Source organism: Legionella qingyii, from assembly GCF_003184185.1.
Genome location: NZ_QHJG01000042.1, coordinates 1 through 26,451 on the forward strand (window position 1 = coordinate 1; position 26,451 = coordinate 26,451).

Consider the following 26,451-nt stretch of genomic DNA (forward strand, 5'->3'; position numbering starts at 1 on the left):
TCTAAACTCCCTCATTAAAAACATTTTTTGCCTCGACCTTGAGATTTTTCGTAAGTCCTGTCCAAGTTAAGACATTATTTCATAATCGTCAATTTATATAACAAAATCGTAAAGATACACTTTAGGGATATTAAGGAGCATTCTGGATATTCCACGAATAAATACTATTATCTTAATAAGCTGCCGAACTTTTCAGAAGGATTCTTTAATGGACTTTCCGGGTGTTACGAGCTCTGAAATAGAAAATAAGCTTATAACCGAATCATATAAAAAATTTTACGTTCTAGTTATTGCGGATTTTTTTGCAACCATCATTTTTGCTTTAATCATTTGGGTGCAAGTGAATAATAAACTTCTGGTAGTGATTTGGGTACTAACGATGGTTGTTTTCAATCAATTATTAAGAGGGCTATTTTTATTTCGTTATCATCGGGAAACAAAAGAAGGGGGGGTATTGCATCCCTCTTTTTGGAAAAAATATTTTGTAATTAATAATCTTCTTTCGGGTATTTTATGGGCTTTAGGAGGATTGTTGTTCCTCTGTATAGATGATCCTCTTCATCGCATGGGCATTTTCGTCTATTTGATCGGATTGCTTGGAGCACCGGCGGCTAAATTGCTAACCATTTATAATGCTTATATTGCGTTCATGGCACCAATATGGCTGCTCCTGATTTTTTTATCAGTTTCCATTACCCCTTCATTATCTGTAATCTTATTTATGGCGATTTTGCTTTATGCTCTTATCGTGATTTATAGCACTGCAGAAGTAAATCAATTTTTAATGAGATCAATCTATCTGGAAATATACAGCTCAAATCTTTTATCCGATTTAAGACATAGTGAAGAGAGCTTTCGCAATACCATTGAAAATGCACCTATTGGTATGGCCATTGTTTCACCTGAAGGTAAATGCATCCATGCTAATCGTACACTGCAAGAGATTTTGGGTTACAGTGGTGAGGAATTACATGGTAAAAATATGATGGATATTACTTATGTTGATGATGTGTCTATGACTCAAGATGCCATGAGTAAACTTCTGCAAGGCGAATTGCGTATTTCGCATATGGAAAAACGTTATATTCGAAAAGATGGCAGTATTATTTGGGTGATGGTCAGTGCAACGTTAATTCGTGATGAGCATGGGGAGCCGATTAATTTTATTGTGCAAATGAAAGACGTCAGTGATCGAATTCAAAATGAAGAAAAAATGAGAGAGCTGAACGAGAAAACGATGGGAACTTTAAATGAATTGAAGTTATTGGAGCATGATGAGAGCTTATTAAATAAATTAAATCGTTCATTGCAAATTTGTATTACGACAGAAGAGGCTTATCCACGAATTAATTTAATTGCACAAGATTTATTCCCTGATTTAAGCGGCGGCTTGTCGGTTTACAATAAGGGAGTGAATCAAATGGAAACTGTAGTTCAATGGGGAAAAGAACAATTAATGCCAAAGACTTTCCTTCCCATCGATTGTTTTTCAATTCGTGAAGCGACTACCAACGTGGTTGATGATCCGAATAAATCAGTTCCTTGTTCCCATTATAAGACTCCTCCTCAAGGAGGGTATATGGCATTACCGCTCATGGTTCAAAATGAATTAATTGGTGCTATCCATCTACTTGCACCAAAAGGTAAAAAATTAACACAACACCAACAAGACATGGCCAATTCATTTGGTAATATTGTGAAGCTTGCCATTGCTAATATTAATTTGCGCATATCATTGAGTGAATTATCATTACATGATCCATTAACTAATTTATATAATCGACGTTATTTAAATGATATTTTATCGCGGGAATTAATTCGCATTGCTCGAGATAAAAATACATTATGTGTTGCGATGCTAGATATCGATAACTTCAAGAAATTTAATGATATTTACAGCCATTTAGCGGGAGATGAGTTACTTAAGACAATCGGGAAATTATTGAAGGATAATTTCCGGGAAAGTGATATTTCTTTTCGCTTCGGTGGCGAAGAGTTTGTTGTTGTATTGTTGAATGCAACTTTGAACAATGCTATGAGTAAAATGGATGCACTTCGCGAAAAGATAAAAACGATATCCATATATTTTAAAGGTAATCCCCTGGATAACATTACTATTTCAATTGGCGTAGCAGAAGCACCAAAACATGGCGCTACTATTGACGAGATAATCAAGGCTGCTGACCATGCTCTTTACGCGGCGAAACAGGCCGGTAAAGATAAAGTAAAAGCCTACAGCCAAAATTCATAGTGATTCATATTTTGAAGCTGCACTCCAAAATATGAATGTAGAACAGCTCTAATAATTTTCTGGCCTGGATGCTGAATGCGCTGAGTTCTTAAGCTCCTCCTCAAAAGCGCTCTTCAGCATTTGCCCTATTTCAGGACTTGGGTTGGCGGTGATTGCGCCTTTAGATAGCTGCTCCCCAATAAAGCAGGCTAATTCGTCAATTGTTATTCGAAGTTTAGCCGGCTGATTCATTAATAGGCTTTCTAACTGAATTATTAACTCTTCAAGTGCCTGACTAAAACAATGTTTTGCTTCTGAAATTCTAGCAGTAACAGTTGGTATAGGACTTTGAGGTCGATGACTATAGAATTGATATGAGCTAATCAATCTTAGGTGTTGAGTGCGTATATCTTTCAATTTTTCACTGGCTCTGTGATGCTGAGGATCTATTTTAAATACCTTTTGATATAGATCATGGGCTAACACAATCGCATTTTGTTTTTGAACGTAACGCGCTTTGTATTTATTGAAGAAATCTGCTACCAGAGAGAGTAAATTTGCTATAAATCTTGGATTCTCTGAGTGGGTGGTTATTTTTTCCAGTCCCTGCTGAAGAGCTCTGCTATGGGGAACTTCATTTTCTAATGATTGCACTTGAGAAGGGGAGCTAAAAATAGTTGGTAGTGCCGTTTGCCAAAAACTCTGACCACTAAACGAAGAGCTATATGCCATTTCCTGATCCGAGGACAATGGATTCGTTGATGATGAGGGTAATGTACTTCCCTCAGTGGTTTCGGAGCTTAAACTTTGAAGCTCTGCCAACATATCGACAGGACAGGCACGTTCATCGATCTGATCTAATGTGATGGAGTCAACCGAGAGGTCTTCTAAGCTGCCCAATGTAAAATTTGTATCATCCATAACCTCTGGATCATTATTTTCCACTTCATAATCATCTTCCTCTCCATCTTTTTGAGGTATTAGATGAAGTAAACTCTGGAGATCGTCCAGGATGGGATTGTCTCGTTCATCTTCAGGAACTAAATCATAGAGTGTTTTACATTCAAGAGTAAGTTCACTAATATCTTGATGATTAAAAAGCGCCACTCTTGCAACATAGCTTAGTAGTTCTAGTTTCCGTAAGGGCGATTTCATTGTTTTTTCCAAGAGATTATGTTCAATAATATACTCGGACATTACTCGAATATGAGTTCCATCTTGTGTTCTTTTATAGAGGCGCTCAAGTAAATTTAAATATCCCAGGCTGCTTGATAGCTTAGTAGCTCCTTCTGTTTTTACCTGAAAATGTATGGCTCTCTTCATCCACTCAATGGATTGTGTAAGTACTTGAAGATTTACTTCAGCATCATCTTCTTCTAATTGATCTACCAACTCGTCACTTACCTCTTCACAAATTTTTGCAAGTAATGAGTGTACTTTTGAAATTACTTTTTCTTTGTTACTAAAGGCGTGCTTGGATGTTTTAAGATGCTCTTTATGAGTAAGTTTCATTTCATGCAACAAGCCGGGAATATCCTGCCAATGGCTTATAACGACAGCAAAATTTGCATTTTGGGCTTCACGCTGAATAATGAACAGTTTGGTTGTTAAAATTTCGGAGAGTACATAAACCAATGCATCATAAAAATCAATGTGCCGTGTTGTTTGAGTAGCAGCATGCATATGCAATGTTTTTAATGCTTCTGAGTAATGAGTGAGGGCATCCTCATATCTTTGCTCGTTGTAAGCCCTATCACCTTCTTCTTGTCTGTACGTATTAAAGTAAAATCCCATGATGGATATCCGAAAAAATAGCTATTGTATCCAAGTAAATTTTTTATTCAATAAGCAAATATATAATTTCAATTGTTCATAATTGGAGAGAAGATTTTATTGGTCATCGAGAAATGATTTTTACTAGTAGTTATAATTATTTAAGCGTATTCTCATTATGAAGGGCAAAAATCATTATATTTATGGTCAAGGAATCGTGATGTTTTTTACCAATAATCTTAATAAAGAAAATGAATTAAATGCACAAGGACGAGTTTACTATCGCTCGGATAAGCGACCACCAGAATTCATTTTTAAAGAAGGATTTTCTCCGAGAATTAAAGAGTTTGAAGCAGATTGGTGGAGAGAAGCAATTCAATATAGAGGATATGATAATGATCGAGGAATTAATAACCGGGCTGTGGATGCGGATCCCGCGGTCTGCGTCTGTATGAGTACCAAATTTGAGAGTGCTGCTATTTTTCCCCTCAATAATGATGATACTTATATTTATGCAATTGCGCTTCCAGATCTTACGCAAATTGAATATGTCGGCTCAAAGGGAGAAGTCAGTTTATCAAAGAATCCAAATACTCCAGCTGACAATAAGGAAATTGTTGTTGATTTAAATGGACTTCAAACGGTTCAGGCAAGAAATATCAATGAGTTTTTTAATTTTTCAATGCCTGTTAGTGCAGGTTGGCCACTTTATGCTTATGAAGCATTGGCATATCGTGTATTGCCTCGTTCCGTTATTTGTGCCATTAAATGCACTAGAAAAGAGGTAGAAGAAGAATTTAACAATTCAGATTTAAATTTAACAAAGTATTTGGATAAAAAAATTATCCTTACAGGCCCGGTAATTAAAAATTTAAATTTTTGTGAGGCACAATTAATGCGAATTGGTTCAGCAAATCAAGTATCGCTTAAGTTAATGGACTATGGTCCACAAAAAATTCAGGCAATTCAACACATAACTGAATTGAAACAAAAAAATGAGTTGCAAACCCCCAATATTTATTATGGGTTAGGAGGAAAAACTTTTTAGCATATCCCAAGTAATTAGGGAGCACTTACTTCAATGAACTCAGTTATTTATGAAGTATGATGAACTTCATCTTATTCAGAAAAAGTCCATGCATGTATCGATTCATTATCTTAACAAAAGCAGTAAATCAGTGCGAAGAAAGAGGCTATCATCCGTTCAAATCATTTTTTAGTTATTGTCTATTACCCAAATTATAGTTGATTAAAAATGGATCAATATGGCTAATAGTTGACTAATTGCGCTGATCATATTAAAATATATCCACTTTGATTAAGAAAAAGTCATTTCTCGGAGAGATTTACTATGCAGGCCAAGTTATTATCGTTTTTTAAAAAACAAAGCATTCCAAAAACTAGCCAAGAAGCCTTTGATATTTTGGCCAGTTTTGATGATTTATCCAATATTGAAAAAATTGTATTTCATTTTAAGCAGTTGGTTAACACTGAAAAAAGTGTTCTAAATTCTCACGCTCTTTCTAATGGAAGGATAAGTGATAATAAAGAATTCATCAATGGGCTAGACGAGCGTTTGAAAAGACTAAAAGATGCGGTAAATGAAGGTAAACCTTATCAATCTTTTTACGGTGATGTTTGTAGATTAAAAGAGGATCTACAGGTAATTCTAGGATATTATCAATCTCAGATTAAAAGAAATCAGCCAATTGTGAGAGAGTATCTAAGAAATACTCAATATAGAGACAGCGACCTTGCGATTTTAGCATCTTCAATTGCAGCTGAAGATACCTCCTTACTTGATGAACAAGACTCAAAAGTCTTAACCAAGTACTCCATTAATTTTTGTGCACCTTCTATCATGAAGGAAGATATAGAAAAAATTGGTCAAATCGTGCAAAAATCATTTTTGGCTGATCATCGCCATGAACCAGAGTTTTCTTATATGTAGTAGGGGGCTTTTCTTACATGTCGCGGGTTGTCCGCGACATTCAGAAATGCCCAATTTTAAATCAATTTAAATAAAAAATCTCTATTTATAACTGCCTATATCAAAACGATAGATTACTCCAAGATTACCCATTTGTGCCTGCAGGGTTTTGCCCCAGTTACCCTTATTGGTTGTTGCTGTATAGCGATAGGCCGCATTGATTGCAAAATGTTTCTTAAAATTATAAGTCAACCCAGCAGTTCCTTGATAAGCAAAAGAGTCCAGGTCTGTGTTAAAATGAGGCTTTTTGAAACGGCTTGTACTGTTTAAAGTGGCATGCATAAAGGAGTAACCAATACCCACTCCAAGAAAGGGGGAAATTTTACCCAGCATTTCAGGAAAATCATAATAAAGATTTGCCATAAGAATATTTGCTTTAGTACCACCATCGATATCCAATGCTTTTTTATGATTCACACTATATTGATTCGTATCAACATATAAGTAAGTATATTGAAATTCATACCGAACAGGATCACTTTGGTATCCAATGCCGCCACCAGCATTATAGCCCCAGCGATAATGCACATCAGAGAGCAAGTAACCATAATAAAGCCTTTCAACATTTGAGGGGGCGTAAGTGTAACCTCCAAAACCGGTGGCATACCAGCCATTAACTGCAGTCGAGGCAGACACGGATCCAGCAGCTAATAAAGCGGTGGTAAATAGTGCAAGTTTCATGACACTCCTTTGTTAATTTTTTGTAGATTATGTTATCGAGTTACATTAAATTTGCAATCCTTTTATGCCTAAAACGTTCGAATTTTTGGTTCTGCAAGCTATTGCTATTTTTACCTTGAATTTATTCATTTGACGGTGCCTATTTGTTTGTTATGATTCATGTTATTAACGCCCTATTATCTTAATGAAATATATGATTAAATTTTCAACCCAACTAGATAAAGAGTTCTTCTCAAGTCCGCCAGATCCAGCAAATATTTTTTATGCAGGAAAAACAGCTGTTAATTGTGAAGCTAATTCTTTTTCTATAAAGTCTTTATCTACTTTAAAACAACTGCTGGCACAAGAAGAAGAAACCATTTTTCGCTTTTTAGTAGATATGGAAGGTAAGTTGTGGTTCGCTTTTGAAACTCGCCCTCATAATATAGCACCGAAACATTTTCAAATGACCGGTGAGCCTCTTGAGACTGCATGCTGTTTGACCGCTGGAAATATAAAATTTACAGATAAAACAGGAACTGTTTTAAAAAATATCAGTCACCGCAGTGGCGACTTTTACCCTTCATTCCTTTCGCTACGCTGGGTAATGGCAATACTTATTCTCAACGAAGAGTTCCTGCCCTTTAAGTTGCCTAAGATTATTGTTATAAAAGAGATCAAGAATAAGAAAATTTATAAACATATATGGCGTCTAAAAAGGCTCAAAAAATGGGTGGATAGTTTTCGTCACAATGAAACACTTATAAATCAATTACGCCAGGCGGACCTAAGCAGCAAAACAGTTCATTATGAAGTAACAAGACACTTCGTTGAAACCAAATTTAACTGCATGAATACCGTAACGACGTGAATTATCAAATATAGAAAAAGCTGATAAAATATAGAAGGAAATTAAAGATATTGATTCTGCAAAACTATAGTGCGTGTTGATAATTATCGTGATCGCTATAGGTGTAACTTTAGTTTAATGTGAGCTAATTTTGAAACCAAAATCCTCATGACAAAGAAAATCGAATTACTTTGTCATGAGCAATTTATCCATCAATCAAATCAGATTACCAATTACAAAGATCTGATACATGAATTTTCTGATTCATCTTGATGATCAACAGAAAGAGACTGTTGAACAATTTCTCGAATAGTTGTCATATCCTGCTCCATAACATCTTGAGCGGTGACATTAATGATGTGTTTTTTTATTATTTTTGATTCCTTGGGGTGAAACGCATATTGCTTTTCTGTATAAGCAATTTTATGTAATAACGTTGCAACCTCACTATCTTCACTTCGAATTTTTCTTAGATAATCCTTTGCAATTGGCTGGCAGAGTTCAATCTGAGTTTGGTAATATCCAAAAATTACTTCAAGCCCTTCTTTTAATTTACAAACGTCGTTAAATAAAGATCGATACGGTTTTCCATGCTCAAGAGCATTTCGCAGCTTATTAAAACCAGCTTCTAATTCCTTAAGGAACTTTTGATTATCAGATATTGCCGAATTCGGATGAGTCAAAACACTTTTTTCAATATTAATCAGATGAATAAAATTAGAGAGAATTGTTCCAACAGTACTCAGAGTATCAGAGTTTAATAATGCAAAAGCATTTTGGCTGGTTTTCGGAATAGGTTTTTTGTTAAAAAATTTGGCTCTCATAATATTATCTCAGGTACAAATGTCGCTAATTTAATCAAAGTGGCCTAATAATATAATATTTTGTGATGTGTAGTCAAATTTTAACTCATCATGATGTCATTTTGATCATTCGATGGGATGGTAGATTTCGCTAAAAGTCGGTTTAGAACGAACCGAAAGACTATGTTCAAATGGCTTGGTTGGGCCAATGGCCCAACATTGTATTGCTATAAGAAAATATATTTTGGTCAAAATACATTTAAAAAGGATTAGATAATTGGCAATCTAGACCGACACAGCTCATATTGCTGGGAGGGGGATTTTTGCACTTTACTGATCCAAAAGTGATTGAGGCGGGAGATGGCGTAACTTCGAGAGCTGTCGTGGTGCAAGATTGTGTACTGGTAGTCGAAGAAACAGTAATCTTGGCTCCTTTATAAATTAAAAATTGTGGCCATGGTGTCACTGCGCTGATATTGGGGTCGGTACCGGAATTAGCAGGTATCGTCACGTTAATCGTTGGATGTTGTCCTGATGGATAAGTAATTTGCACCTTAAACGATGCCTGATCTGGGGGAGTAGTACCAAATATGTTCAGTAGTGTGCCACTGGTAAATCCTTGGCATCCTTTTGCGGATACTATAGCATTGTTAGGAACAAGACCAGCTCCTTTTTGAACACAATTCGAATTAAAAAGACCGTAATTTTGTTCTGCTGTAGGTCCTGCTTTTGTTGGCTCATCATAAGCTTCGAATGCAAGAACTCCTATATTATATCCAGATGATTTTATAAAATTACTTGTATTCAACTGATAAAGGGTTTTGAAGTATGCAGTAGCATTTGCTACGGATGGTTGACATGGCCCAGGGGAATTACATGCATATCCTGTAGTAGTTCCTGCTGTTGCCCATCCTGTTTCTGCTGCCAACAACACACGCCCAGGGGTATAAAATGGCTTTGGATTAGCTTTGGGTAGTGCTGGTGGGTTAGTCGAACCTACAACTTGGATGTAGTCCCATGCTAGTGAATTAATATGCTGTATCGTTGAACTTAATGGAGGCGTCCATACGGCTGTAGTTGCTGGTAATACTCCAAATTGAAAAGGGTATGGATCAAAAGCCAAGGGGGCAGTAGAGGAATAGGAATTAATTAATTTTATCATATCTGCAGAAATTACAGGGCTTGGGGTAACAAAATTTCCACTGACGACTGCAGAGCCTACAGGAGTTGTCAAACTGTGTGTCGCTAATGTTGTTTTCAAAGCAGAAACAGCACTAGTTAAATAATTAATATTCGAGGTTCCGGTACAGGGAGGAATTGTATCGCCTGCACTACAATAATTTTCGTGTCCTGCAAAGACAAGAATGACGGTTTTATTAAATACTGAAGGCGTCACTGCCTGAATCACAGAATTTAATGTGGCTTGTGCACATGGAATATAATCTTGGGCGCCAAATGGGCACTTTGGATAAATGGTGTCATTTGGCTGCTGGGGGATGACTGCCTCATAAATAACTTTCATTCCCAAAATGTTAGCTTGTTTAATAATATCTATCCAACTATACGGTTCTGTTTGATAGGAACGAACCGTTGTAAATCCTGCATTTTGCAATTGTTGTAGTTCTGCGTAGACATTGGTAGCTGTTGCGTTATTGGGTGTTCCTGTATAAAACACATCGTGAAAATTGAATGGATAGTTACTCGTATAATGATTAGGATTATAATCAACACCAATTAGTTTATTGAATGAGAAAGATTGTACGGTGGTTGATGTAGTGAGTTTATTAGAACTTAGATTTCCAATTAATTCAGCTGCCAGAGTAAACGTGCCATTCGTAGGTGAACTGAATGTGCCGGCAATACTGCATTGTTCGCCGCTTGCTAAGGTTCCCGTTGTTCCCGATGGAACACAGCTATTGCTCGTAATTGAGAAATTAGGATGGAGCGAATTATTATTTTGAGTGATTTTTTGTGTAAAACTGGTTGCCGAAGCATCATAGTTTTTGAACGTAAACGTTACAGCATAATTGGAGTTTGTAAATGCTTGACTTGGTAATGGATGGGCAGTAGGAAAATCGGCTGTGCCAAGAAGGCCTGCTGGAGTTGCAGATGCGGTCGTTGTTAATGCGGGTTGAACGTGTACTACGTTATTGTCGTACCCGCTGTAAGCCACCAAAACAGTTTTTCGGCCAATGCTATTAGGGGTTAGGGTAATGCTATAGGTGCAGCTTTCTTTAGGTTTTAATTTTTTACCAGAACATCGATCGTTGTATTTAAATTCTGCTTCGGTAGCAGTACAGGCTTGATTAGGAGATGGACACAGTATTGGTATTACTCGGAATGGCTTTGTAAAAGCAAAGGGAAGATTATTGGTAAAAATATAGGTTGAAGTGACACTTCCTCCCAAGGTGGAACTCTGTTTGGGAAATGGTTGGTCTAAAGAATGAAGGACCGGATTATTTGCAAAGACTGGACTCATCATTAAAAACAAAGTGCTTGCTAATTGGAATTGATTCATTTTCACTCTAATGTTCCCTTTTAGTAGTAATAAACGCAACAATAAGAAATGCCATTCTAAAAAATGGGCTGGGTTGCTCAATTGGTACGACAATTATGGCACTGCATTCATTTTGTATAATGCAATGCAGCGTTTCTAATTTCATTTTATTTTAAAGCACAGACACAATACTAAATAATGCAATGCAAATTTGCTACATTTAATTATTCAAATCATTAATAGAATCAATGAAATTCCACTTCGAAAAACAGATATGTAGTTCTATGGCACATGCCTCAGTCTCGTCTTAGAAGGCAATCGTACTATTTTATAGGTATGCCGCGAAAGTTTTTAATGAAAATCCTCCGCTTATAGGTGTTAATTTAAAGTATTTTTCAACAGGATTTTTGTCGTGCATGATACGTCAACAAGGCAAAGTGGCCTACCGACCGTTATTGATTACTCATATGCCAAAAGAAATTGACAAATTACAGTTTCCTCTGGTGGTTGGTGGTGTATTTAAAGCCACGCTTTCATCTACTTTTGATACTTTAGTGCTCAGTCCTATTGAGAATATTAAAACGGTACAAATGAGCGTTATAGCAAGCCAGGAACAATCTATAAAACCTATCCAGGCAATGCATATTATTTATCGACAAAAAGGATTGCCAGGTTTTTTTGCCGGTAGTACTGCAACACTTGGAAAATAATTTCCGAGTTGGCTCTATTTATACATGACTTATCAGGCAATTAAAACGAAACGAGAAAGGCAAAATTTTTTATCAACGATTCTATGGGCAACAACAAATATGAGCCATACTTGGATTTTAAAAAAAACAAACAATCAACCTATATCATTGTCATCCATATTTGTGAACATTTTAAATATAGAGATGGATTTTCTCCTTGAGATATGGTTCAAGACTTCCATCTTACTTTAAAATAATTTGAGAGTATTTTTTCATGGCAAAGTTAACTCGGATTAGCTACGATCGTAACTCGGTTTTTTTATAAAAAAGATTGCTTTGAAGGTTGATAATTAGGAACTATTTATTATAAATGCCGAGTATTTCTTAGTTTCAACTAAACCCAGGCTCTGTTGACAACTTCTTGATTAGACTACGTTCTGTGCTTTATGCGTGGGAAGTAGACCGAATGAAATGCCAACAGACTCTAGTATTGATAATTGATAAATTTGTTTGCAAGGAGCATTAATTGAAAAGATATCCTCTTTATTTCATAATATTCTCGAGTTTTCTAAATCATAATGCCATCGCGGATACTCGTTCTACCACTATGGAGCAGGCCTCTAGTCCTTTGTGGACATTTATCCCTGATGCAAACTTTCCTCCTACGGTCACTGTAAGCCCAACAAGAACGGCTACGATAAAATACACCGTTACCAATCAATCAAAAAAAACAAAAATTTTGGTTATGAGTCCTATTATCGGAATCAATCAAGTGACTTCGGGAGCAGGGAACTGCATGAATCCATTTTCATTAGGATATAAACAATCGTGTACTTTAACCTTAGAAGTGATTGGTTCCGAATTAGTGAAGAACATATTAGGTGGTCCTGTGGTTTGCAATCAAGGCAATCGCTTGCAATGTTATCAACCAGGCTCTACTAACAGCTTGAATATCACTAAAGGTGAAGTGACGAAATTTTATGTCAACGGCAGGAGACCTGCAAATGGTAATGGAAGCAGTTGGGTCAATGCATTTAATAATTTAGAGTCTGCGCTAGAAGCCGCGGATGCAGATCCTGGCTCTGTTGAAATCTGGGTAGCCCAAGGCGTTTATAAACCCACTCGAGTCTATGTGCCACAAGGAATTGTTGGGGGAGCATATGGAGTGAATACTCCTAAACTAAGAACTTTTAATGTACCAAGTGATACCGCTATATATGGAGGATTTTCCGGGAAGGAAACGAGCCGCGGACAAAGAAATGCCCAGCTTTTTCCCACTATTTTATGTGGTGACATGACTTCAACTTGCCTTACTCCCTATGTAGTTAATAGTAACAATGACAGGGTTTGGCATGTGCTTATGGCTGGAAGTGATGTTCCCCCAGGAGAAGGGGTTAAAAATATTAAACTTGATAGTCTCATTGTTCGAGGAGGATATGCAGTTGGTCCAGATAGAGGGGTTTTAGGACCTAGAAATATACTCGAGAGTTTGGATTATGAACATGCTGCAGGCGGAGGTCTTTTGGCGCGCTATGGTTCAACAATTGAGCTTAGTAATATGCTTTTTGAGCAAAATATAAGTGATGGTTCCAATGCAACAGTGACTGAAATTCTTGATGGAGAATTTCTTTCATTAGCTTCGGGAGGAGGGGCCGTTGCAGCAATAGATACTGATACCTCAATTACTATAAAAAATTCCAAGTTTATTAATAACCTCGCTGTATTTCCAGGTGGTAGTGGAGGTGCTTTAGAAAATTTGATTGATGCTGCATATACTATTACTTCAAGTCAATTTGAACAAAATATTGCTTTTCGTAATGGTGGAGCGATTCGTGGTAAAGATGGTGGTGATATCACCATTGCTTCAAGTAATTTCAAAGGCAATGTTTTGAATGGCCCAGTACCCGACGCAAGCGGCGGTGCTCTTGGGGTGATTAATACTAATTTATCAGTATCCGATTCGACGTTTATGCAAAATCAAACGACACTTACCGGTTTTGGTGGGGGGGCGATTTTTTTCCACATCCCTTTTAATGATGGCACCCCTTATTTTTTAACTGTTGTAAACTCAAAATTTATAAATAATGTTGCTGCTGCATTTGGAGGCGGTGGTATTAATGTTTTTGGAATACTTCCTAATCCAGCTTCGCGCGCCAAGATCATGAATTCTGAATTTACTAACAATTCTGGTGGGGTTGGTGGGGCAATTTACTTAGACTCAATAGAGACAACAGTAACACAATCTATTTTCTCAAATAACAAAGCAGAGTTGGAAGGAGGTGGAATTTTTGCTTCTAATTATGCGAATGCTGTATTTGCCTCTCCGATAAAGACATTGGCACAAATTTCAAATAATAAGTTTTTACATAATTCAATTGAGGGAATACCTGCCGGTACTGTTTCACCGCTATTCTTCTTTAATTCAATCGCCAATTTCTTTAGTGGAGGCAGTTCTTCAGTAACGACTATGGCACCAGGAGGGGGAGCAATTGCGGTGGAGTTTTCTGGAAATGCCAGGATTGTTGATAATATTTTTGAAAAAAATACTGCATTGAAAAAAACATTGGGAGAGGATAATAGGGGCGGTGCGATATTGGTGGGAGGCTCTGCAGGAATTCCACTTGCTATGAATTTGGCTCATGCGTGTGTCTCTTCGAATAAGTTCTTCGGAAACCAGGCAAATATAGATAATGATATTGCGCTGTATAATCCGGGAAACATACCTGGTGGCGTAACAATAGATGTATGTGCTTCCCCTTTAAAAAAATTGCAGTAGATCGATAACTCGGATGAGGCATAGTTCTAATCTGAGTTTTTATCAATTAGACGGGTTAGGAACCTATAGATTTTGCTATATGGGTTATGGAACTGCCAAATGAACTTCAATTGGCTATTTACAAAAAGTTTTTTGATTTCATTCTATGAATAAATTAGGATGATTGGTTTGTTAACTTGTCTCATGCAAGGAGTTTTGATGAGGAAACACTGCTATTTAGTTTTATTGATGAATATTTTAAGCGGTAGCACAATTGCCGGTACTATGGGGGAATCTGTTTCGCACTTTAACTATATCGCCGAATTAAGCATTGGTCCTGTATGGGAAAGCGGGGGTGCTACTCAAACCTTTTTTTTGGCACCTGAGATTGAAAAAACTTATACCGCGGATAAATCGACACATGCACTTGCGGATTTTGAAATACTTTTGGGTTTGCAAAAAGCATTAAGCCCTACATTCTGGGGGCAGTTAGGAGCGACGGTTGCTGCAACGACCAATGCGAGTCTTTCAGGAGACATTTGGGATGATGCTGATCCGGAATTTGATAATTTTACCTACAGTTATAAAATTCAGCATACTCATATTGCTTTGAAAGGGAAGTTATTGGCAGACATGGGATTTGTAGTGATGCCTTGGGTGAGTGGGAGTATTGGTGTAGGTTTTAATGAAGCGCGTTCTTTTCGAAATATACCGAAGATATTTGAAGCCTTACCTAATCCTAATTTTGCATCTCATACCCAAACCGCTTTTACCTATACTGTGGGCGCTGGAATCCAAAAGGCCTTGAATCAGAATTGGCAAGTGGGGGTGGGTTATGAATTTGCCGATTGGGGTAAAAGTCAACTTGGTCGTGCCTCAGGCCAAACAATAGGAGAGGGTTTGGAATTAAATCACTTCTACACAAATGGGGTTTTATTCAACATTACTTATCTTGCATAAAGTAAAATGGAACTTGAGAAATGATCCCATTAAATCCTTCTTTGCCACAAGTTGATGTATCAAGCTCATCCCTGAAGGGATAAGCTTGATTTGAAGATTAAGGCTTAAATGTTCTTTTTGATAAGAAGTCTAAACTGTGGAGATCTTTTGTTTTGGTAGCGGTTGCCGCCGCAAAGTCAGAACCAATACCAAATTCATCTCGGGATAAGATTTTTTGTTGACTGCTATCAAAAGCCGGTAACACCCAGAAAGGGTCATCAAAAGCCCGAATCTTTGCCCCAAGTAATTTTGCCAATTTTTTACCAAAAGCATCGCTAACAACATCGGAACAAGAATATAACCAAATTTCAGCGTTTGAGGCCCAGGCTTTTTTGAGTTTCGCTTGTAACGCTTTAGTAGCAGATTTTTTACTAATGGCAGTTATCAGAGCTGAATCTAATCCCGCTGATTTAATATCATTGCCAAGTACTGCATCCCATTTTCCAGTAGTAGTTAAAATGCCTTTAAATCCTACATTTCCACTTTGTGCATATAAGAACAGATTAAGTCGTACTATTGTGGATGCGTGAGTTGTGCCAAATCCAGGTACTTGTGGTGCAAAATAGATTACGGTATTAATTAAATCTTCTACAGAGGTCATGACTTGACCAAATGGTTTAGTGCCTTGATTATTGGCGCTTGTTGCAGCAGGACTAATGCTGTCAAAATCTTCCTCTGAAGGAAGCCATTTATTATTCGCTAAACCTTGGACCTCGTCTGCTTCAGTGGCCCATGGTTTTGGAAAACTTGCATAGAAAGCAAGCTCAAAGCTAATAACAGAGGATGTGGTAGTACCTGAGCCACCACCACTGCCTCCTTTGTCAGAGTAACTGGCTGGAATAATCGAAGCCCCTGATTGACCTAAACTTCCCCAGTTCATTTTGGAAAGTACTTCATCTGCTCTGCTATTACCACCAAACATGCTACGAATTTCATCAGGCACTCCTGGCATAGTGGGATCGCTCGTTCCTCCAGAACCACCGCCCGAACCTTCGGTGGTTGAACCGTCACTTCCTGAACCTGTAGAAGAGGAAGGAGCTGTTCTTGGTGAACGCTTATCCATTTCTGTCGCGGTATTCAATATGGCACCACCTTCAGAAATATTTTTACTTGCGCCGGCATTTGCTGAAGGTAATCCCATTGCAGCTAGGGCCAGTTGTGCAGCGATTTTCTTTTCTTCAATGTCTTTTTGGGCTGCAACAGCTAAATTAGCTGCTGCTTGTTTCCCTGCCTCTATACCTGCACTGGTTGAATTACTTCCTAAGGCTTGAGCTAACGCAGCTGTTGATGCAAGTCCTGCCATATCGCGGAACATACTGCCGTTTTGTACCGCATTTAATATCGCTCCCACACCAGTTGGATCAGGAAGTGTTGTAGGATTCATAATATTTAAAACAGGAGCTCCCAATTGACCCGGGGTAACATCAATTGGTTGAGCGCGAGATTCCATTTGAATCGCTGCAATTTCAGGAGGTTGTAAAGGTATTGGTGAATCTTGCCAATTCCAAAAGCGTGTAGCATCGAGACGTTCTGCACAATTAGATCGCCCTAGTACTGCTTCGGCAAAAACACCTCCAGTTGGAATAGGAATAAGCTGTTCGACCGCTGCATTGGCACCTAATACTAAACCGCGATCTTTTAACCAACTGCGCCAGCTTTTATGAGACTCATCTTCTGTATCTAATTCAGTCGTTTCAATCCCTACTGCTTCAATAAAGCTTGGCATGCGAAATACCAAATAATTGCTTGCAACCATGACGGGATTGGGATCAATTAAATCTCCTATCGGTTTGCCTTCGAAGCTATATGCTGATAAAAGGAGCGCAATTTGTGACGGATCCAATGCCCGCCAAACTGCTTGGCTATAATGCAATCGGTTTTGTTCAAGATGCATTTCTAATTCAGTTTCATCACCTTGATCGACTAAAAAGCGGCAAAGTTGTGATTCTACTGCATTGGGACTAATTTCAACGGGTAAACTAATAGGAAATTTTGCACTGTTGTAACTGAGTTGTAAGGTTAATCGTCCTGTTAGGTAACTTGTATTTGCTGAGGTGATCCTAATTGCAGCTAATTCTTGAATTGGAATTGATTCACTGGCAATCCAGTTAATCGGACTGATGCTGCTTAATTTAACTATAGTACCGGATTGCAAGTCTACGTTCACGGCAGTTATGGAAATGGATGAACGGTTTTGAGCGGTAAGATCCAGTGAAACGCCATAAAACGTTGTTTCACCCGGTAAGGATACATTGGTTGTTCCGGGCTTTGTTATGCTTGCTAGGGTAATACGAGACGCTCTTATTAACTCATCATTCACCCAATAAGGTTCGCTTGATGCTGGAGCTGTAGGCGGCGATGTAGGTTCCGCTGCAGGCGGAGGGTTATCTGTTCCATTCTCTGATGGGTTTTTTGCGTTACTAGACATACGCATAGAAACGTTTAAGGACGCAATACGATCGATTGCTGCTACTCGATCAAACACGGAACGTGTTGGGCGAAGGGGGCGGGTCGGTTGAATAATTACGGAACCAAACTCCCTGTTTAATAATTCTTTTGCACGTTGGCTTATTGCTGCGTTAGCAAGTACTCCTTGATAGCGTTTAATCGTTGCCTTATCAAATTGGATCAACTTCATCGGTACAAAAAGACAACGCTCCACTTGTTGTAACTGTACATTGACCCTATAAATTTCAATGACTTCATAATATTGTATCGTTAAGGCATGCATATGATTGTAGTTGGCGATAATTCGCGTAGATACTGATTGATGTTCTTCCTCTGAAACTTCTTTAACGATTGAGGCTCGGCGATTTCGCACTGAAGAGGCCGCTTGTTGTGTCGCATCAGAAACTCGTTGATTCATCGTTGCAGAAAGATTGCGGGTTCCAGATGAAGTTGAGAAGCTTTCTGCATTGGAACTTGATGTGGCGGAGGAGCCACTTCCTCCTAAGGTTAAGGGGCCTAAACTTAATCCTAGGCCGCCACCGCCTGCTGAAGTTGTTGAGCTGCCACTCGTTTTTGAAAAGCCAGTTTGTACTTCTGAGGCAACCGCATCCTGTACTTCACTTATTGCGCGATTATGAGTGGACGTATTAGTCAAATTTTCTGATTCAGCGATTGTTTCTTGTCCGGATGCTTTAACTTGTCGTGACCAGTCCATGACAGCAATACGTGTACTTTCACCCGGAGCTAAAGCGACACTATGTAATAAATTACCTAAAGTTACACCTTGGGCAAACCAAGATTGAGCAAAGGTTAACATCGCCCCGACCGCAGGTGCTTTAAAACCAAAATCAGATGAAACCGTGGGGGAGATATCAATTGGGCCTGCAGAGTTTAAATCAGTTGTTTCCTGAGGTGTAACCTGATCGATAACTACAGAACGATAATAATGCCGTTCCGTTGGATATTCGCCTAGTTTAGGAACTAACTCACTTCCTTTTTCTTCTTCCTCCTGGTTTAAGTCTGGAATTCCAACATTTAATATGACTTGGGCGGCACAAAATGGAGGCCATCGACCTAAATCACCAATGGTTTCAACTTGCAAGTTATTCTTTATTTCATTAGCAAGGGTCGTGCTAATATCTCTAAAAACATCGATTTCAGCTCCAACTAAAGCATCTGGCGTTTGTGGTGCGCCCGAATCAATAAAGCTCGATGAAATCTTTCCGGAACGAGCAACAATGGAGTTTCCTTCCCCATTTGCAGCAGCAGCAATATCCTGCGCAACTTGGAACAAAGAACAGGTTGCTAAATCGTAAACCGTTTTAATCCCTAATTTATTTAAGGTTTGTTCTGTTTGACTTGATATTCCTAGCAAAGAAGAAACAGGTTGACTTAATGCGTGCAAAGCATCCATTTTGGTAAATTGGAATTTTAATCCGTCGCGGTATCCCATTTTGAACTCCATTTCAAATGCGATGTGTTAACATTATACACTAAGTATAAAAATATTCCATTTATTAGTGATTATTTTAATGCGTTTGAAGATGAACTATTCTAAATAATATGAGCTTACAGTTGCTATGGATTTTTTAGCAGGTTGATGCAGCAGGTAAGTTTTATTTTAACTAACTTTAGCTTCATTGAGTAGACGAATTGTAGGTTTTTTGTAAGATCTACTTATGCTCCATTACTACTTCAGTATCCTCCTTTTTTCATGCTTATTTAATTGTTTATATCTCTTTCTTAGTTCTCAGGATCGACTGTTTCCATTGTTTGATTCGGTAAAATTATTTATGAGGTAATTCGAACAAAGAAACACAACTTGATTTATAGCTTTTTTTTGAATAATATGACGCAAAATAAATCAAAGTGGGAAGTTAAACTATGCAAGGCAAACAAGAATTAAACTTTGGGCAATACGTAGAGATTGGTGGGAATTTATTTTCTGAGGATCAAAAGGAAAGTGAAATAGCAAGGGGGCAGGCGAAGGAAATTTTAGTTAAAGCCGGGAAAAACGCATTTGGATTTTTCACTCCTTACAAAAGCATCGGGGATTTTGGTACTGCATTAGCTAGTCCAATTGCTACACCATTAGCTTTCAGCCTTGTGGCTGGTCTTTCCACAATCGCTGCTGCTTTAGCCACAATTACTGCTGCTGGAAGCTTGCTGGTTGCAAGTGGTGCTGGTACCATTGGTCTTTTCAATAAAAATGCAAAAGAAACGGCATTAACTGCGCTTGCTGTTGCAGGAACTGCAGCAATTGTTGCTGTTGCTTGTGCTGCAATTACAGTTGCGTTGGCATTAATCACTGCTGTCGTAACTCCTTTATTAGTTGCGCAAATCTTTACTCGCGCTGGAGCTAGTGTTATTTCTGCCTTCTCTTCCTGCTGTTCTAAGCCAGAAAAAAAGGATGAATCGATAGAGCATGCTAGTTTATTAGTTCTCTAAGCAAGTTGCTTAAGCTAGGCTATTTAGCCTAGCTTATTTAAGATGCCACATTGATCTCATAATGTTTAAACTTTTAGGCTACTAAAAATTATTCAAAAGATGAAGGTTTTTTCCTCAGTACTTTTATTTCACTTTGTCTCGATTTTTCATCCAAGATCTTTTGCTTAGCTCGCCTGGAGCGCCTTTTCTTTTGGCGTTTTAATTTCTCAATTTTTTGCTGTTCCTTTGTTTTTTCATCACTCACTATCGAATGTAATTTGTGACAAAGTCGCATTCTTGCAAAATACCGATTGTCTTCACGACTTCTAGATTCCTGACATTTTATTTCCAAGCCTGAAGGTATATGCTTCAAATAAACGGTTGAAGCAGTTTTGTGCAATTTTTGGCCTCCTTTACCACTACCAACGATAAATTTTTCGATGAGATCTGCTTCATTGATATGAAGTTGAATCATTAAATCGTTTAATTTATCCCATTTTTCTTTGTTAATCATAGTGATTATATATTTTCTTGTGAAAATTCATCCGCAGAGCCAACATTTTTTGAAGGGTTCTAACCGGCATGTAAAATTGATTGCTTGATATTAAAATGAAAATCATTCTGGAATCCAGAATAAAAATCATCTTTTACATTTGAACTTGCTTGTCTATGTTAGAACAAAAGAGCATATCTCTAGAAATCTATATTTGGATCAAAATTACTTTTTCAAAAATCATTAAATACTATAATTAATACTTTTTGATCTGATAATGATTCAAAAGCATTGCTTATGGCATATTGATCGTATAGATTACAGGTTAAGCGAAATAAAATCTAAAGGACTAATGTTATGTCAAAGTGTTTCGTTCCCTCCGGAAAAAAAGATCAATTGCCAAATCAAAAGACTAATCTCTATAGTGTTCAGATTATTAAAAAAACAGTTAGTAATAAAAATAGATTTTAGGTTTAAACCAATTCCTGCTAATTCAACGATTCGTAGATTTATTATAAATATGCCCAATCATAAATAACTTTATGAAGGGGAATTTATCGCTGCCTATATGAGTTCACATAATAAAACGTGAAGGAAAATATAAATAAAAAAGGAGTTGATATGTTTCTTGTAGATAATAGTGGTAAAGGCAATTGTATGTATTACGCTTATAGCATTTCTTTAATGTATTATTTACGAGCCAATAATGCTCCTGAACGTACTGAACATGTTTTTAATAAGTTAAAGCTTAAAGAAGATGATAAAATTCAATTGCGAAAATTATTATCCAAGAATCCAAATTATCAATTTACATCTCGTGAAATCAAAACCATTATAGAACCCCTTCTTGGAAGGGCAACAAGGGATTTGGCAGCGGAACATACAAAATTAGAGTTTAAATTGTCTCCCCATGATACCCCCTTATTTTCCTCAGCAAAATACGGGTTGGAGTTTTGTTTCAAACAATCATTGCTGGCTAATGGTTCAGAATTATCAACATTAATTGACCATGAATTTATTAACCCGGATTTTACCGAGGCTGAAATATACAAGATTCGTAGTACAGATGTTGCGATGACGGAATATTCACTGTTAAGAATGCCTCACGTGATAGAAGAGTTTAATCGCCTGTGGTTAATTAAAGAAAGTGAACTAAAAAATGAAGAAAAACAGTTCACTGAACATGAAATTAAAGTTCAGAAAGAGAACCTCTTAGATAACATCATAAGGGATGAAACAGTGAATTTCTTTTTAGCAGAAGATGAAAAATATCTGAATCTCTATAAAGATCATCTGCAAAAGGAATTTGTATGGGGTTCAGAAGAAACACTCCTGGTGTTACATCGTGCGATACAGGGGGAGCGCATGGTGCGAAATTCAAACGGAAGGTTGGAGACGTTTTATGATACTGAAATAGTGCTGCATCTTCATAGAGATGGCATCGCTCCTTTTTATCAGTCCAATATTCCAGAGATGATACTGAATAATCAAAATAATTTGCATTGGACCTCTCTAATTCCTGAGTCAGTATTTACACCAAAATTAACAGACAAGGAGCAAATGCTATTTGAGCTGTTGGATGAAATGCATGCGATGCATCCCAGGATAACTGTTTTATTTGGAGAAGATAGGGGCGAGCGTGATTGGCTATCCATTTTAATGAAACAGATGGATATTATTTATACTAATCCATCTTATGCAATTAAAGAAAAAGCACTGGAGTCTGTCTTTCAACTTATTGGTAAAGTGATGCCCAGATTAGGATTAGAGCCTTCTTGGCGGCCGTTACTAAGTAATTTTCTTTCAGCATTGGTTGATTGTTCCCCAATATTTTTGGCCGATAAGCCAAAGGATTTAATATTGGAGTGCCAAACGGCTGAACAAAGTCAAGAACGCAACGAATTATCTGTTCCTAAACAAGTTCAAACGAGAGAACGAAGCAAATGTTCCCGACATACTTTGTTTCAATCTGAGGGACCTCGCCAAAAGACATATCCTCAAGAAATTTCTCGCTATGTTTCTGAGGGTAAACAGTCAGGCCCAAGAGTGGCAAACGCTCTTAGACAGATGTATCAAGAGGGCACTTACTCTCCTGAAGAATGTAGAGAAATCGCTTTACAGTATTTGAGTTATGTAAAATATAAGAAGCGTCATTTTGTTCTGACTGATGTGAATCACTTTATAGAAGAAATGAATGAAATTATTAAAGTGGATTATGAACAGGAAATAAGGTATTTAGATGCCAGAGATAGGAATACAGCAAGAGATGTTTTAACAATATAAAGGATTTAGTGCATATTGGACGACGGTTCGACAAGGCTAAAAGGTTGGGTAGTTACCCAACCTTCGAATAATTTTAATGAGCAGATTGGTTTGCTATATAATCATCATCATAATCATCTGAATCATCGGGGCTTGCTAAAAACTTATCTTCATAATCAATCACAAAGCCGGCAAAAATACGAATGATGCGATCATCAATTTTTTCAGGATAGTGTACTGAGACTTCCCAGGTTTTGTCACCGATGTTGCGATTTAATTCAGCGATTGGGTGCGGATTGCTTGTTGAGGTTAAAATAACAAATCGGTCAAAGCTTGGATTAGCATAGGCATAGCCAATTTCAGTTGATTTTCCTGACTCATCATAGTCATAAATAGTGAATTTTGCTGATTCGAGTGTCGCTAAATTTCCATCAATAAAGCCAATTTGCACTCCTCGGGTATCATATATATCAATTTCTTTAGCCCAAGGATAGAGAGAACCTAAAGAAATGATTCGAGTAATTCCTGTTGCTTGCCATCCATCTTTATTGGATAAATCATAGTTTGTACGGATACGAAATGCACTCTTTTTTATTGAGCCTGGATAGGTTTCTTTTTGAGGGGATTTAATCTGATAAATTTCAGAAAATTTATAAACATCTTTTGTAACTACAAAATCATAAGGATGGTCTTCATGAACACCATAACTATTAGCAAAAGTTGCATAGGATATTGTAATCAGGAAAAACAAGTACGACACCAATGATTTACGCATTATATGACCCCTTTGATTTAAATACTTTGGAAGATACCAATTTGACAACAATGAAAAATAAATAAAAATATAAATAATTCAATGTCGTTCATACACCTCGTGAGAGGTTGGGGTATAGTAAATCAAATTGATTAAGGAATAAATTGTTTCTACTCGTTTGATGATTTATTTTAATATAGATTGGTAATTGATAATCATGTAGAGCAATAGATTGTCAGTTGTTTGAAGTTTAAACTATAGTTAGCGCATCTCTTAATAAAAAGGGGCCCCGGGTTCCTCTGTATTGTGCTCAGGCTACTTTTTATCAAGAGTCTTGGCGTAATTCTTAATAGCACTAAAATATAATTAAGAGTCTACTTGGGACCACCCAGATTGGTAGCTTGCAGATCCTCATATTCGATTATTTCGTGTTCATCTTTTGGATTTGGGAATAATGAAGCAGGAGTTGCGATGTTGTTGTTATCAGACTTAAAAATGCTAAATTGAGTTAGATTTGAACCATTAGATTTATTTCCACGATGATTTTTTACTGACGTTACTCTATTTTCTGAAAGAGATATCAGATTGATTTCTTCCTGTATTTTTCGATGTCCTTGATTCACGGTAGACATTTGGGAACTTAATTCAGAAATCTTGGCGTTGAGTGCGTTCAGCTCTTCTTTTAATTGCTTTAGTTGCTTATTTAATTCTTTCCGCACTTTTCGTTTAATTGAATGATCTTGCTGTTGTTTATCAATAATGTCGATCTGATTCTTAAGCATTGATGCTTGCAACATCAAACTTTTCATGGGAACTGTCACTGCTTTTTTGGAGGCTTCTTTCATATGTTCCAGTTGTTCAAGTATTGAATGTCTCGTGTATGCTAAATGCTCCAATTTATCAGCATGACGTTCTTTAAAATCATAATTCCATTTTTCGTCGGTGATGTAAATCTCTAATATAGGGGTTAACTGATTTATAAATCCACTTAGACCCAAAAAGTCTGTCGAAGGGAATAGAGCCAAATCTTGAGTCAAACGGGGGGCCATAATAATTGCGAGATTATTGTAAGTCATGCGATTGGTATCTTGAAATCTACCAACTTGGTGCATTAAATAGCAGTAATGGTCAAGGATCTCTCCTGCGCGTTGATGATCGACTCTTTTTGAAAGCAGGAGATCACAAATAAAATCATCGAATAGTTGAGCTGCATTGAAAAGATTTTTTCTATCTTGAGAATCCAGTAGAGATTTTAATTCTTTAGAGAAGGTAAGTAGTAATTTGTCTTCTGAATCTAATATCTGGGTGCCTTTGAACATGGCGGGTATCATCCCTAAAATGTTATGGAGATGTTCACTATTTACTTTATTTTTTTCCATTACATAGTGACTTAGAGTATCCACATTAAATTGTTCACTGATAAGCAGATCAAGTAATCTCTCGGTTTCTTCTTTTGCCCCTGAAACTCGAAAAACTCCAGGGATATTTAATAATTTTGGATTTTGGGCTACTAATTGAACAATGCTTCGAAATACATTCACTATCACATGGGTATTGTAGGGGCCAGGCATGTAAATTCTCCAGATAAGAATACAATGTTTCGGTTTTTAAAATGTTTATTAAAAACAGATAGGACGTAAGTACTTTTATTTCATTGAATTCGGACTAGACATCTACAACAAATCCATCAACATAATTCATAAACAATCTCCCTTTAATTTATGAAATATAACCGTTTGTTAATATGGCACATTTAATTCAATTATTCCAAGTAATGAATAATGATTTCTGTTGTTCGCCCCCAAATGTGAGGGGCAAAAAATAAACCTCCTAAAATTATTTGACAATCTATAATTATGATAGGGAACAAAAAAATAGATATGCAGGAGACAAACACTATGTTTAAAAGAATCGCTTTATTTCTTGCTACGAACTTAGCCATACTCTTAGTCATTTCTTTTATACTAAGCTTATTTAATATTGGCCCATACCTGTCGCAATATGGTTTAAATTATAAAGCCCTGTTAATCTACGCCGCGATTGTGGGGTTTACAGGATCATTCATTTCACTTTTTATTTCCAAATGGATGGCAATTCATGCATTTAATGTTCAATTAATTGAGAGACCAACGACCGAAGCGGAGTCTTGGTTAATGAATCAAGTAAGCAATTTAGCCAAGAAAAGAAACATTGGAATGCCTGATGTTGGAATTTACGACAGCCCGGAACCTAATGCGTTTGCAACAGGATGGAATAAAAACAAGGCCCTTGTTGCTGTTTCGACAGGATTACTCAATGCAATGCAGGAAGATGAGATACAAGCTGTATTAGGGCATGAAATTTCTCATGTTGCGAATGGCGACATGGTAACCCTCACTTTAATTCAAGGTGTAGTCAACACGTTCGTCATATTTTTTGCCCGTATTGCCGCATTTTTTGTGATGCAGTTTTTCAGAAGAGGCAGTGATGAAGAGATACAAGGTGGTTTCGTTTATTATGGGGTGGCTCTCATATTTGAATTACTGTTTGGAATTTTAGCCTCCCTGATCGTCATGTGGTTCTCTCGCTATCGCGAATTTCGCGCAGACAGGGGAGCCGCGCAATATGTTGGTAAAGACAAGATGATCAAGGCATTACAACGTTTGCAACAACTCATGGATCAAACGCCAACAGACGATCGTGCACCAGCATTTAATACCATGAAAATATCAAGCCACGGGAGTTGGCTTGCTCTATTCTCAAGCCATCCTCCGCTTGAAAAACGAATTGAAGCATTGCAAAAATATAGATAATACTTTTTTTACTTTGGAGTCAATTTAAA

The 26,451-nt window shown here is 37.3% G+C and carries 18 protein-coding genes; 10 read left to right on the forward strand and 8 right to left on the reverse strand.

Going from position 1 to position 26,451, the window contains the following annotated elements:
* The first annotated feature begins 208 nt into the window (after positions 1-208).
* A complete protein-coding gene (locus DGG96_RS18315) occupies positions 209-2,251 on the forward strand; it encodes a GGDEF domain-containing protein (protein WP_110143981.1) in 2,043 nt (680 codons plus the stop codon).
* A gap of 48 nt (positions 2,252-2,299) precedes the next feature.
* Here the strand turns inward: DGG96_RS18315 and DGG96_RS18320 are convergent, their stop codons facing one another.
* Positions 2,300-4,024, reverse strand: coding sequence for a hypothetical protein (locus DGG96_RS18320; protein WP_110143982.1), 1,725 nt, complete (start codon positions 4,022-4,024; stop codon positions 2,300-2,302).
* Positions 4,025-4,223: 199 nt separating this feature from the next.
* Here DGG96_RS18320 and DGG96_RS18325 point away from each other — a divergent pair, with 199 nt between their 5' ends.
* Together DGG96_RS18325 and DGG96_RS18330 are read left to right on the forward strand one after the other, a co-directional pair.
* On the forward strand, positions 4,224-5,051 hold the full coding sequence (locus DGG96_RS18325; protein ID WP_110143983.1) for a hypothetical protein: 828 nt from the start codon (positions 4,224-4,226) through the stop codon (positions 5,049-5,051).
* 303 nt (positions 5,052-5,354) lie between these two features.
* Positions 5,355-5,954 carry a hypothetical protein gene (locus DGG96_RS18330; protein WP_110143984.1) on the forward strand — a complete coding sequence of 200 codons (600 nt, stop codon included), beginning with the start codon at positions 5,355-5,357 and terminating at the stop codon, positions 5,952-5,954.
* 81 nt (positions 5,955-6,035) lie between these two features.
* Here DGG96_RS18330 and DGG96_RS18335 read toward each other — a convergent pair whose 3' ends face one another.
* On the reverse strand, positions 6,036-6,674 hold the full coding sequence (locus tag DGG96_RS18335) for an outer membrane protein (RefSeq protein ID WP_110143985.1): 639 nt from the start codon (positions 6,672-6,674) through the stop codon (positions 6,036-6,038).
* Positions 6,675-6,867: 193 nt separating this feature from the next.
* On the opposite strand from DGG96_RS18335, the gene DGG96_RS18340 reads away from it, so the two are divergent.
* Positions 6,868-7,524: a hypothetical protein gene (locus DGG96_RS18340; RefSeq protein ID WP_199739252.1), complete on the forward strand. Its 657-nt coding sequence runs from the start codon at positions 6,868-6,870 to the stop codon at positions 7,522-7,524.
* 212 nt (positions 7,525-7,736) lie between these two features.
* On the opposite strand, the gene DGG96_RS18345 is transcribed toward DGG96_RS18340, so the two are convergent.
* Positions 7,737-8,327: a hypothetical protein gene (locus DGG96_RS18345; protein WP_110143986.1), complete on the reverse strand. Its 591-nt coding sequence runs from the start codon at positions 8,325-8,327 to the stop codon at positions 7,737-7,739.
* Between the two features lie 238 nt (positions 8,328-8,565).
* Positions 8,566-10,824, reverse strand: coding sequence for a hypothetical protein (locus DGG96_RS18350; protein WP_110143987.1), 2,259 nt, complete (start codon positions 10,822-10,824; stop codon positions 8,566-8,568).
* A gap of 395 nt (positions 10,825-11,219) precedes the next feature.
* On the opposite strand from DGG96_RS18350, the gene DGG96_RS21230 reads away from it, so the two are divergent.
* From DGG96_RS21230 to DGG96_RS18365, 3 genes are all read left to right on the forward strand, one after another.
* Positions 11,220-11,513, forward strand: a complete 294-nt coding sequence (locus DGG96_RS21230) for an MC/SLC25 family protein (protein ID WP_233590506.1) — start codon at positions 11,220-11,222, stop codon at positions 11,511-11,513.
* 505 nt (positions 11,514-12,018) lie between these two features.
* Positions 12,019-14,268, forward strand: coding sequence for a hypothetical protein (locus DGG96_RS18360; protein WP_110143988.1), 2,250 nt, complete (start codon positions 12,019-12,021; stop codon positions 14,266-14,268).
* A gap of 198 nt (positions 14,269-14,466) precedes the next feature.
* On the forward strand, positions 14,467-15,207 hold the full coding sequence (locus tag DGG96_RS18365) for an outer membrane protein (RefSeq protein ID WP_110143989.1): 741 nt from the start codon (positions 14,467-14,469) through the stop codon (positions 15,205-15,207).
* A 97-nt stretch (positions 15,208-15,304) separates the two neighbouring features.
* Here DGG96_RS18365 and DGG96_RS18370 read toward each other — a convergent pair whose 3' ends face one another.
* Positions 15,305-19,147, reverse strand: a complete 3,843-nt coding sequence (locus DGG96_RS18370; RefSeq protein WP_110143990.1) for a hypothetical protein — start codon at positions 19,145-19,147, stop codon at positions 15,305-15,307.
* A gap of 431 nt (positions 19,148-19,578) precedes the next feature.
* Here DGG96_RS18370 and DGG96_RS18375 point away from each other — a divergent pair, with 431 nt between their 5' ends.
* A complete protein-coding gene (locus tag DGG96_RS18375) occupies positions 19,579-20,142 on the forward strand; it encodes a hypothetical protein (RefSeq protein WP_110143991.1) in 564 nt (187 codons plus the stop codon).
* Between the two features lie 88 nt (positions 20,143-20,230).
* Here DGG96_RS18375 and DGG96_RS18380 read toward each other — a convergent pair whose 3' ends face one another.
* Positions 20,231-20,635 (reverse strand): peptide chain release factor family protein, encoded by a 405-nt coding sequence (locus tag DGG96_RS18380; RefSeq protein ID WP_110143992.1) that lies wholly within the window; start codon positions 20,633-20,635, stop codon positions 20,231-20,233.
* A 600-nt stretch (positions 20,636-21,235) separates the two neighbouring features.
* Here DGG96_RS18380 and DGG96_RS18385 point away from each other — a divergent pair.
* Positions 21,236-22,897 carry a hypothetical protein gene (locus tag DGG96_RS18385; RefSeq protein ID WP_110143993.1) on the forward strand — a complete coding sequence of 554 codons (1,662 nt, stop codon included), beginning with the start codon at positions 21,236-21,238 and terminating at the stop codon, positions 22,895-22,897.
* Between the two features lie 73 nt (positions 22,898-22,970).
* Here the strand turns inward: DGG96_RS18385 and DGG96_RS18390 are convergent, their stop codons facing one another.
* Both DGG96_RS18390 and DGG96_RS18395 read right to left on the reverse strand, forming a co-directional pair.
* Positions 22,971-23,651 (reverse strand): hypothetical protein, encoded by a 681-nt coding sequence (locus DGG96_RS18390; RefSeq protein ID WP_110143994.1) that lies wholly within the window; start codon positions 23,649-23,651, stop codon positions 22,971-22,973.
* Between the two features lie 353 nt (positions 23,652-24,004).
* Positions 24,005-25,201 carry a RhoGAP domain-containing protein gene (locus tag DGG96_RS18395; RefSeq protein ID WP_110143995.1) on the reverse strand — a complete coding sequence of 399 codons (1,197 nt, stop codon included), beginning with the start codon at positions 25,199-25,201 and terminating at the stop codon, positions 24,005-24,007.
* Positions 25,202-25,528: 327 nt separating this feature from the next.
* Here DGG96_RS18395 and htpX point away from each other — a divergent pair, with 327 nt between their 5' ends.
* Positions 25,529-26,422, forward strand: coding sequence for a protease HtpX (gene htpX / locus DGG96_RS18400; RefSeq protein ID WP_110143996.1), 894 nt, complete (start codon positions 25,529-25,531; stop codon positions 26,420-26,422).
* Positions 26,423-26,451 lie beyond the last annotated feature (29 nt).

Excerpts from the sequence above, each read along its gene's own strand:
- DGG96_RS18315 (WP_110143981.1), top strand. The coding sequence starts at position 209 with ATGGACTTTCCGGGTGTTACGAGCTCTGAAATAGAAAATAAGCTTATA.
- DGG96_RS18320 (WP_110143982.1), bottom strand. The coding sequence starts at position 4,024 with ATGGGATTTTACTTTAATACGTACAGACAAGAAGAAGGTGATAGGGCT.
- DGG96_RS18325 (WP_110143983.1), top strand. The coding sequence starts at position 4,224 with ATGTTTTTTACCAATAATCTTAATAAAGAAAATGAATTAAATGCACAA.
- DGG96_RS18330 (WP_110143984.1), top strand. The coding sequence starts at position 5,355 with ATGCAGGCCAAGTTATTATCGTTTTTTAAAAAACAAAGCATTCCAAAA.
- DGG96_RS18335 (WP_110143985.1), bottom strand. The coding sequence starts at position 6,674 with ATGAAACTTGCACTATTTACCACCGCTTTATTAGCTGCTGGATCCGTG.
- DGG96_RS18340 (WP_199739252.1), top strand. The coding sequence starts at position 6,868 with ATGATTAAATTTTCAACCCAACTAGATAAAGAGTTCTTCTCAAGTCCG.
- DGG96_RS18345 (WP_110143986.1), bottom strand. The coding sequence starts at position 8,327 with ATGAGAGCCAAATTTTTTAACAAAAAACCTATTCCGAAAACCAGCCAA.
- DGG96_RS18350 (WP_110143987.1), bottom strand. The coding sequence starts at position 10,824 with ATGAATCAATTCCAATTAGCAAGCACTTTGTTTTTAATGATGAGTCCA.
- DGG96_RS21230 (WP_233590506.1), top strand. The coding sequence starts at position 11,220 with ATGATACGTCAACAAGGCAAAGTGGCCTACCGACCGTTATTGATTACT.
- DGG96_RS18365 (WP_110143989.1), top strand. The coding sequence starts at position 14,467 with ATGAGGAAACACTGCTATTTAGTTTTATTGATGAATATTTTAAGCGGT.
- DGG96_RS18370 (WP_110143990.1), bottom strand. The coding sequence starts at position 19,147 with ATGGGATACCGCGACGGATTAAAATTCCAATTTACCAAAATGGATGCT.
- DGG96_RS18375 (WP_110143991.1), top strand. The coding sequence starts at position 19,579 with ATGCAAGGCAAACAAGAATTAAACTTTGGGCAATACGTAGAGATTGGT.
- DGG96_RS18380 (WP_110143992.1), bottom strand. The coding sequence starts at position 20,635 with ATGATTAACAAAGAAAAATGGGATAAATTAAACGATTTAATGATTCAA.
- DGG96_RS18385 (WP_110143993.1), top strand. The coding sequence starts at position 21,236 with ATGTTTCTTGTAGATAATAGTGGTAAAGGCAATTGTATGTATTACGCT.
- DGG96_RS18390 (WP_110143994.1), bottom strand. The coding sequence starts at position 23,651 with ATGCGTAAATCATTGGTGTCGTACTTGTTTTTCCTGATTACAATATCC.
- DGG96_RS18395 (WP_110143995.1), bottom strand. The coding sequence starts at position 25,201 with ATGCCTGGCCCCTACAATACCCATGTGATAGTGAATGTATTTCGAAGC.
- htpX (WP_110143996.1), top strand. The coding sequence starts at position 25,529 with ATGTTTAAAAGAATCGCTTTATTTCTTGCTACGAACTTAGCCATACTC.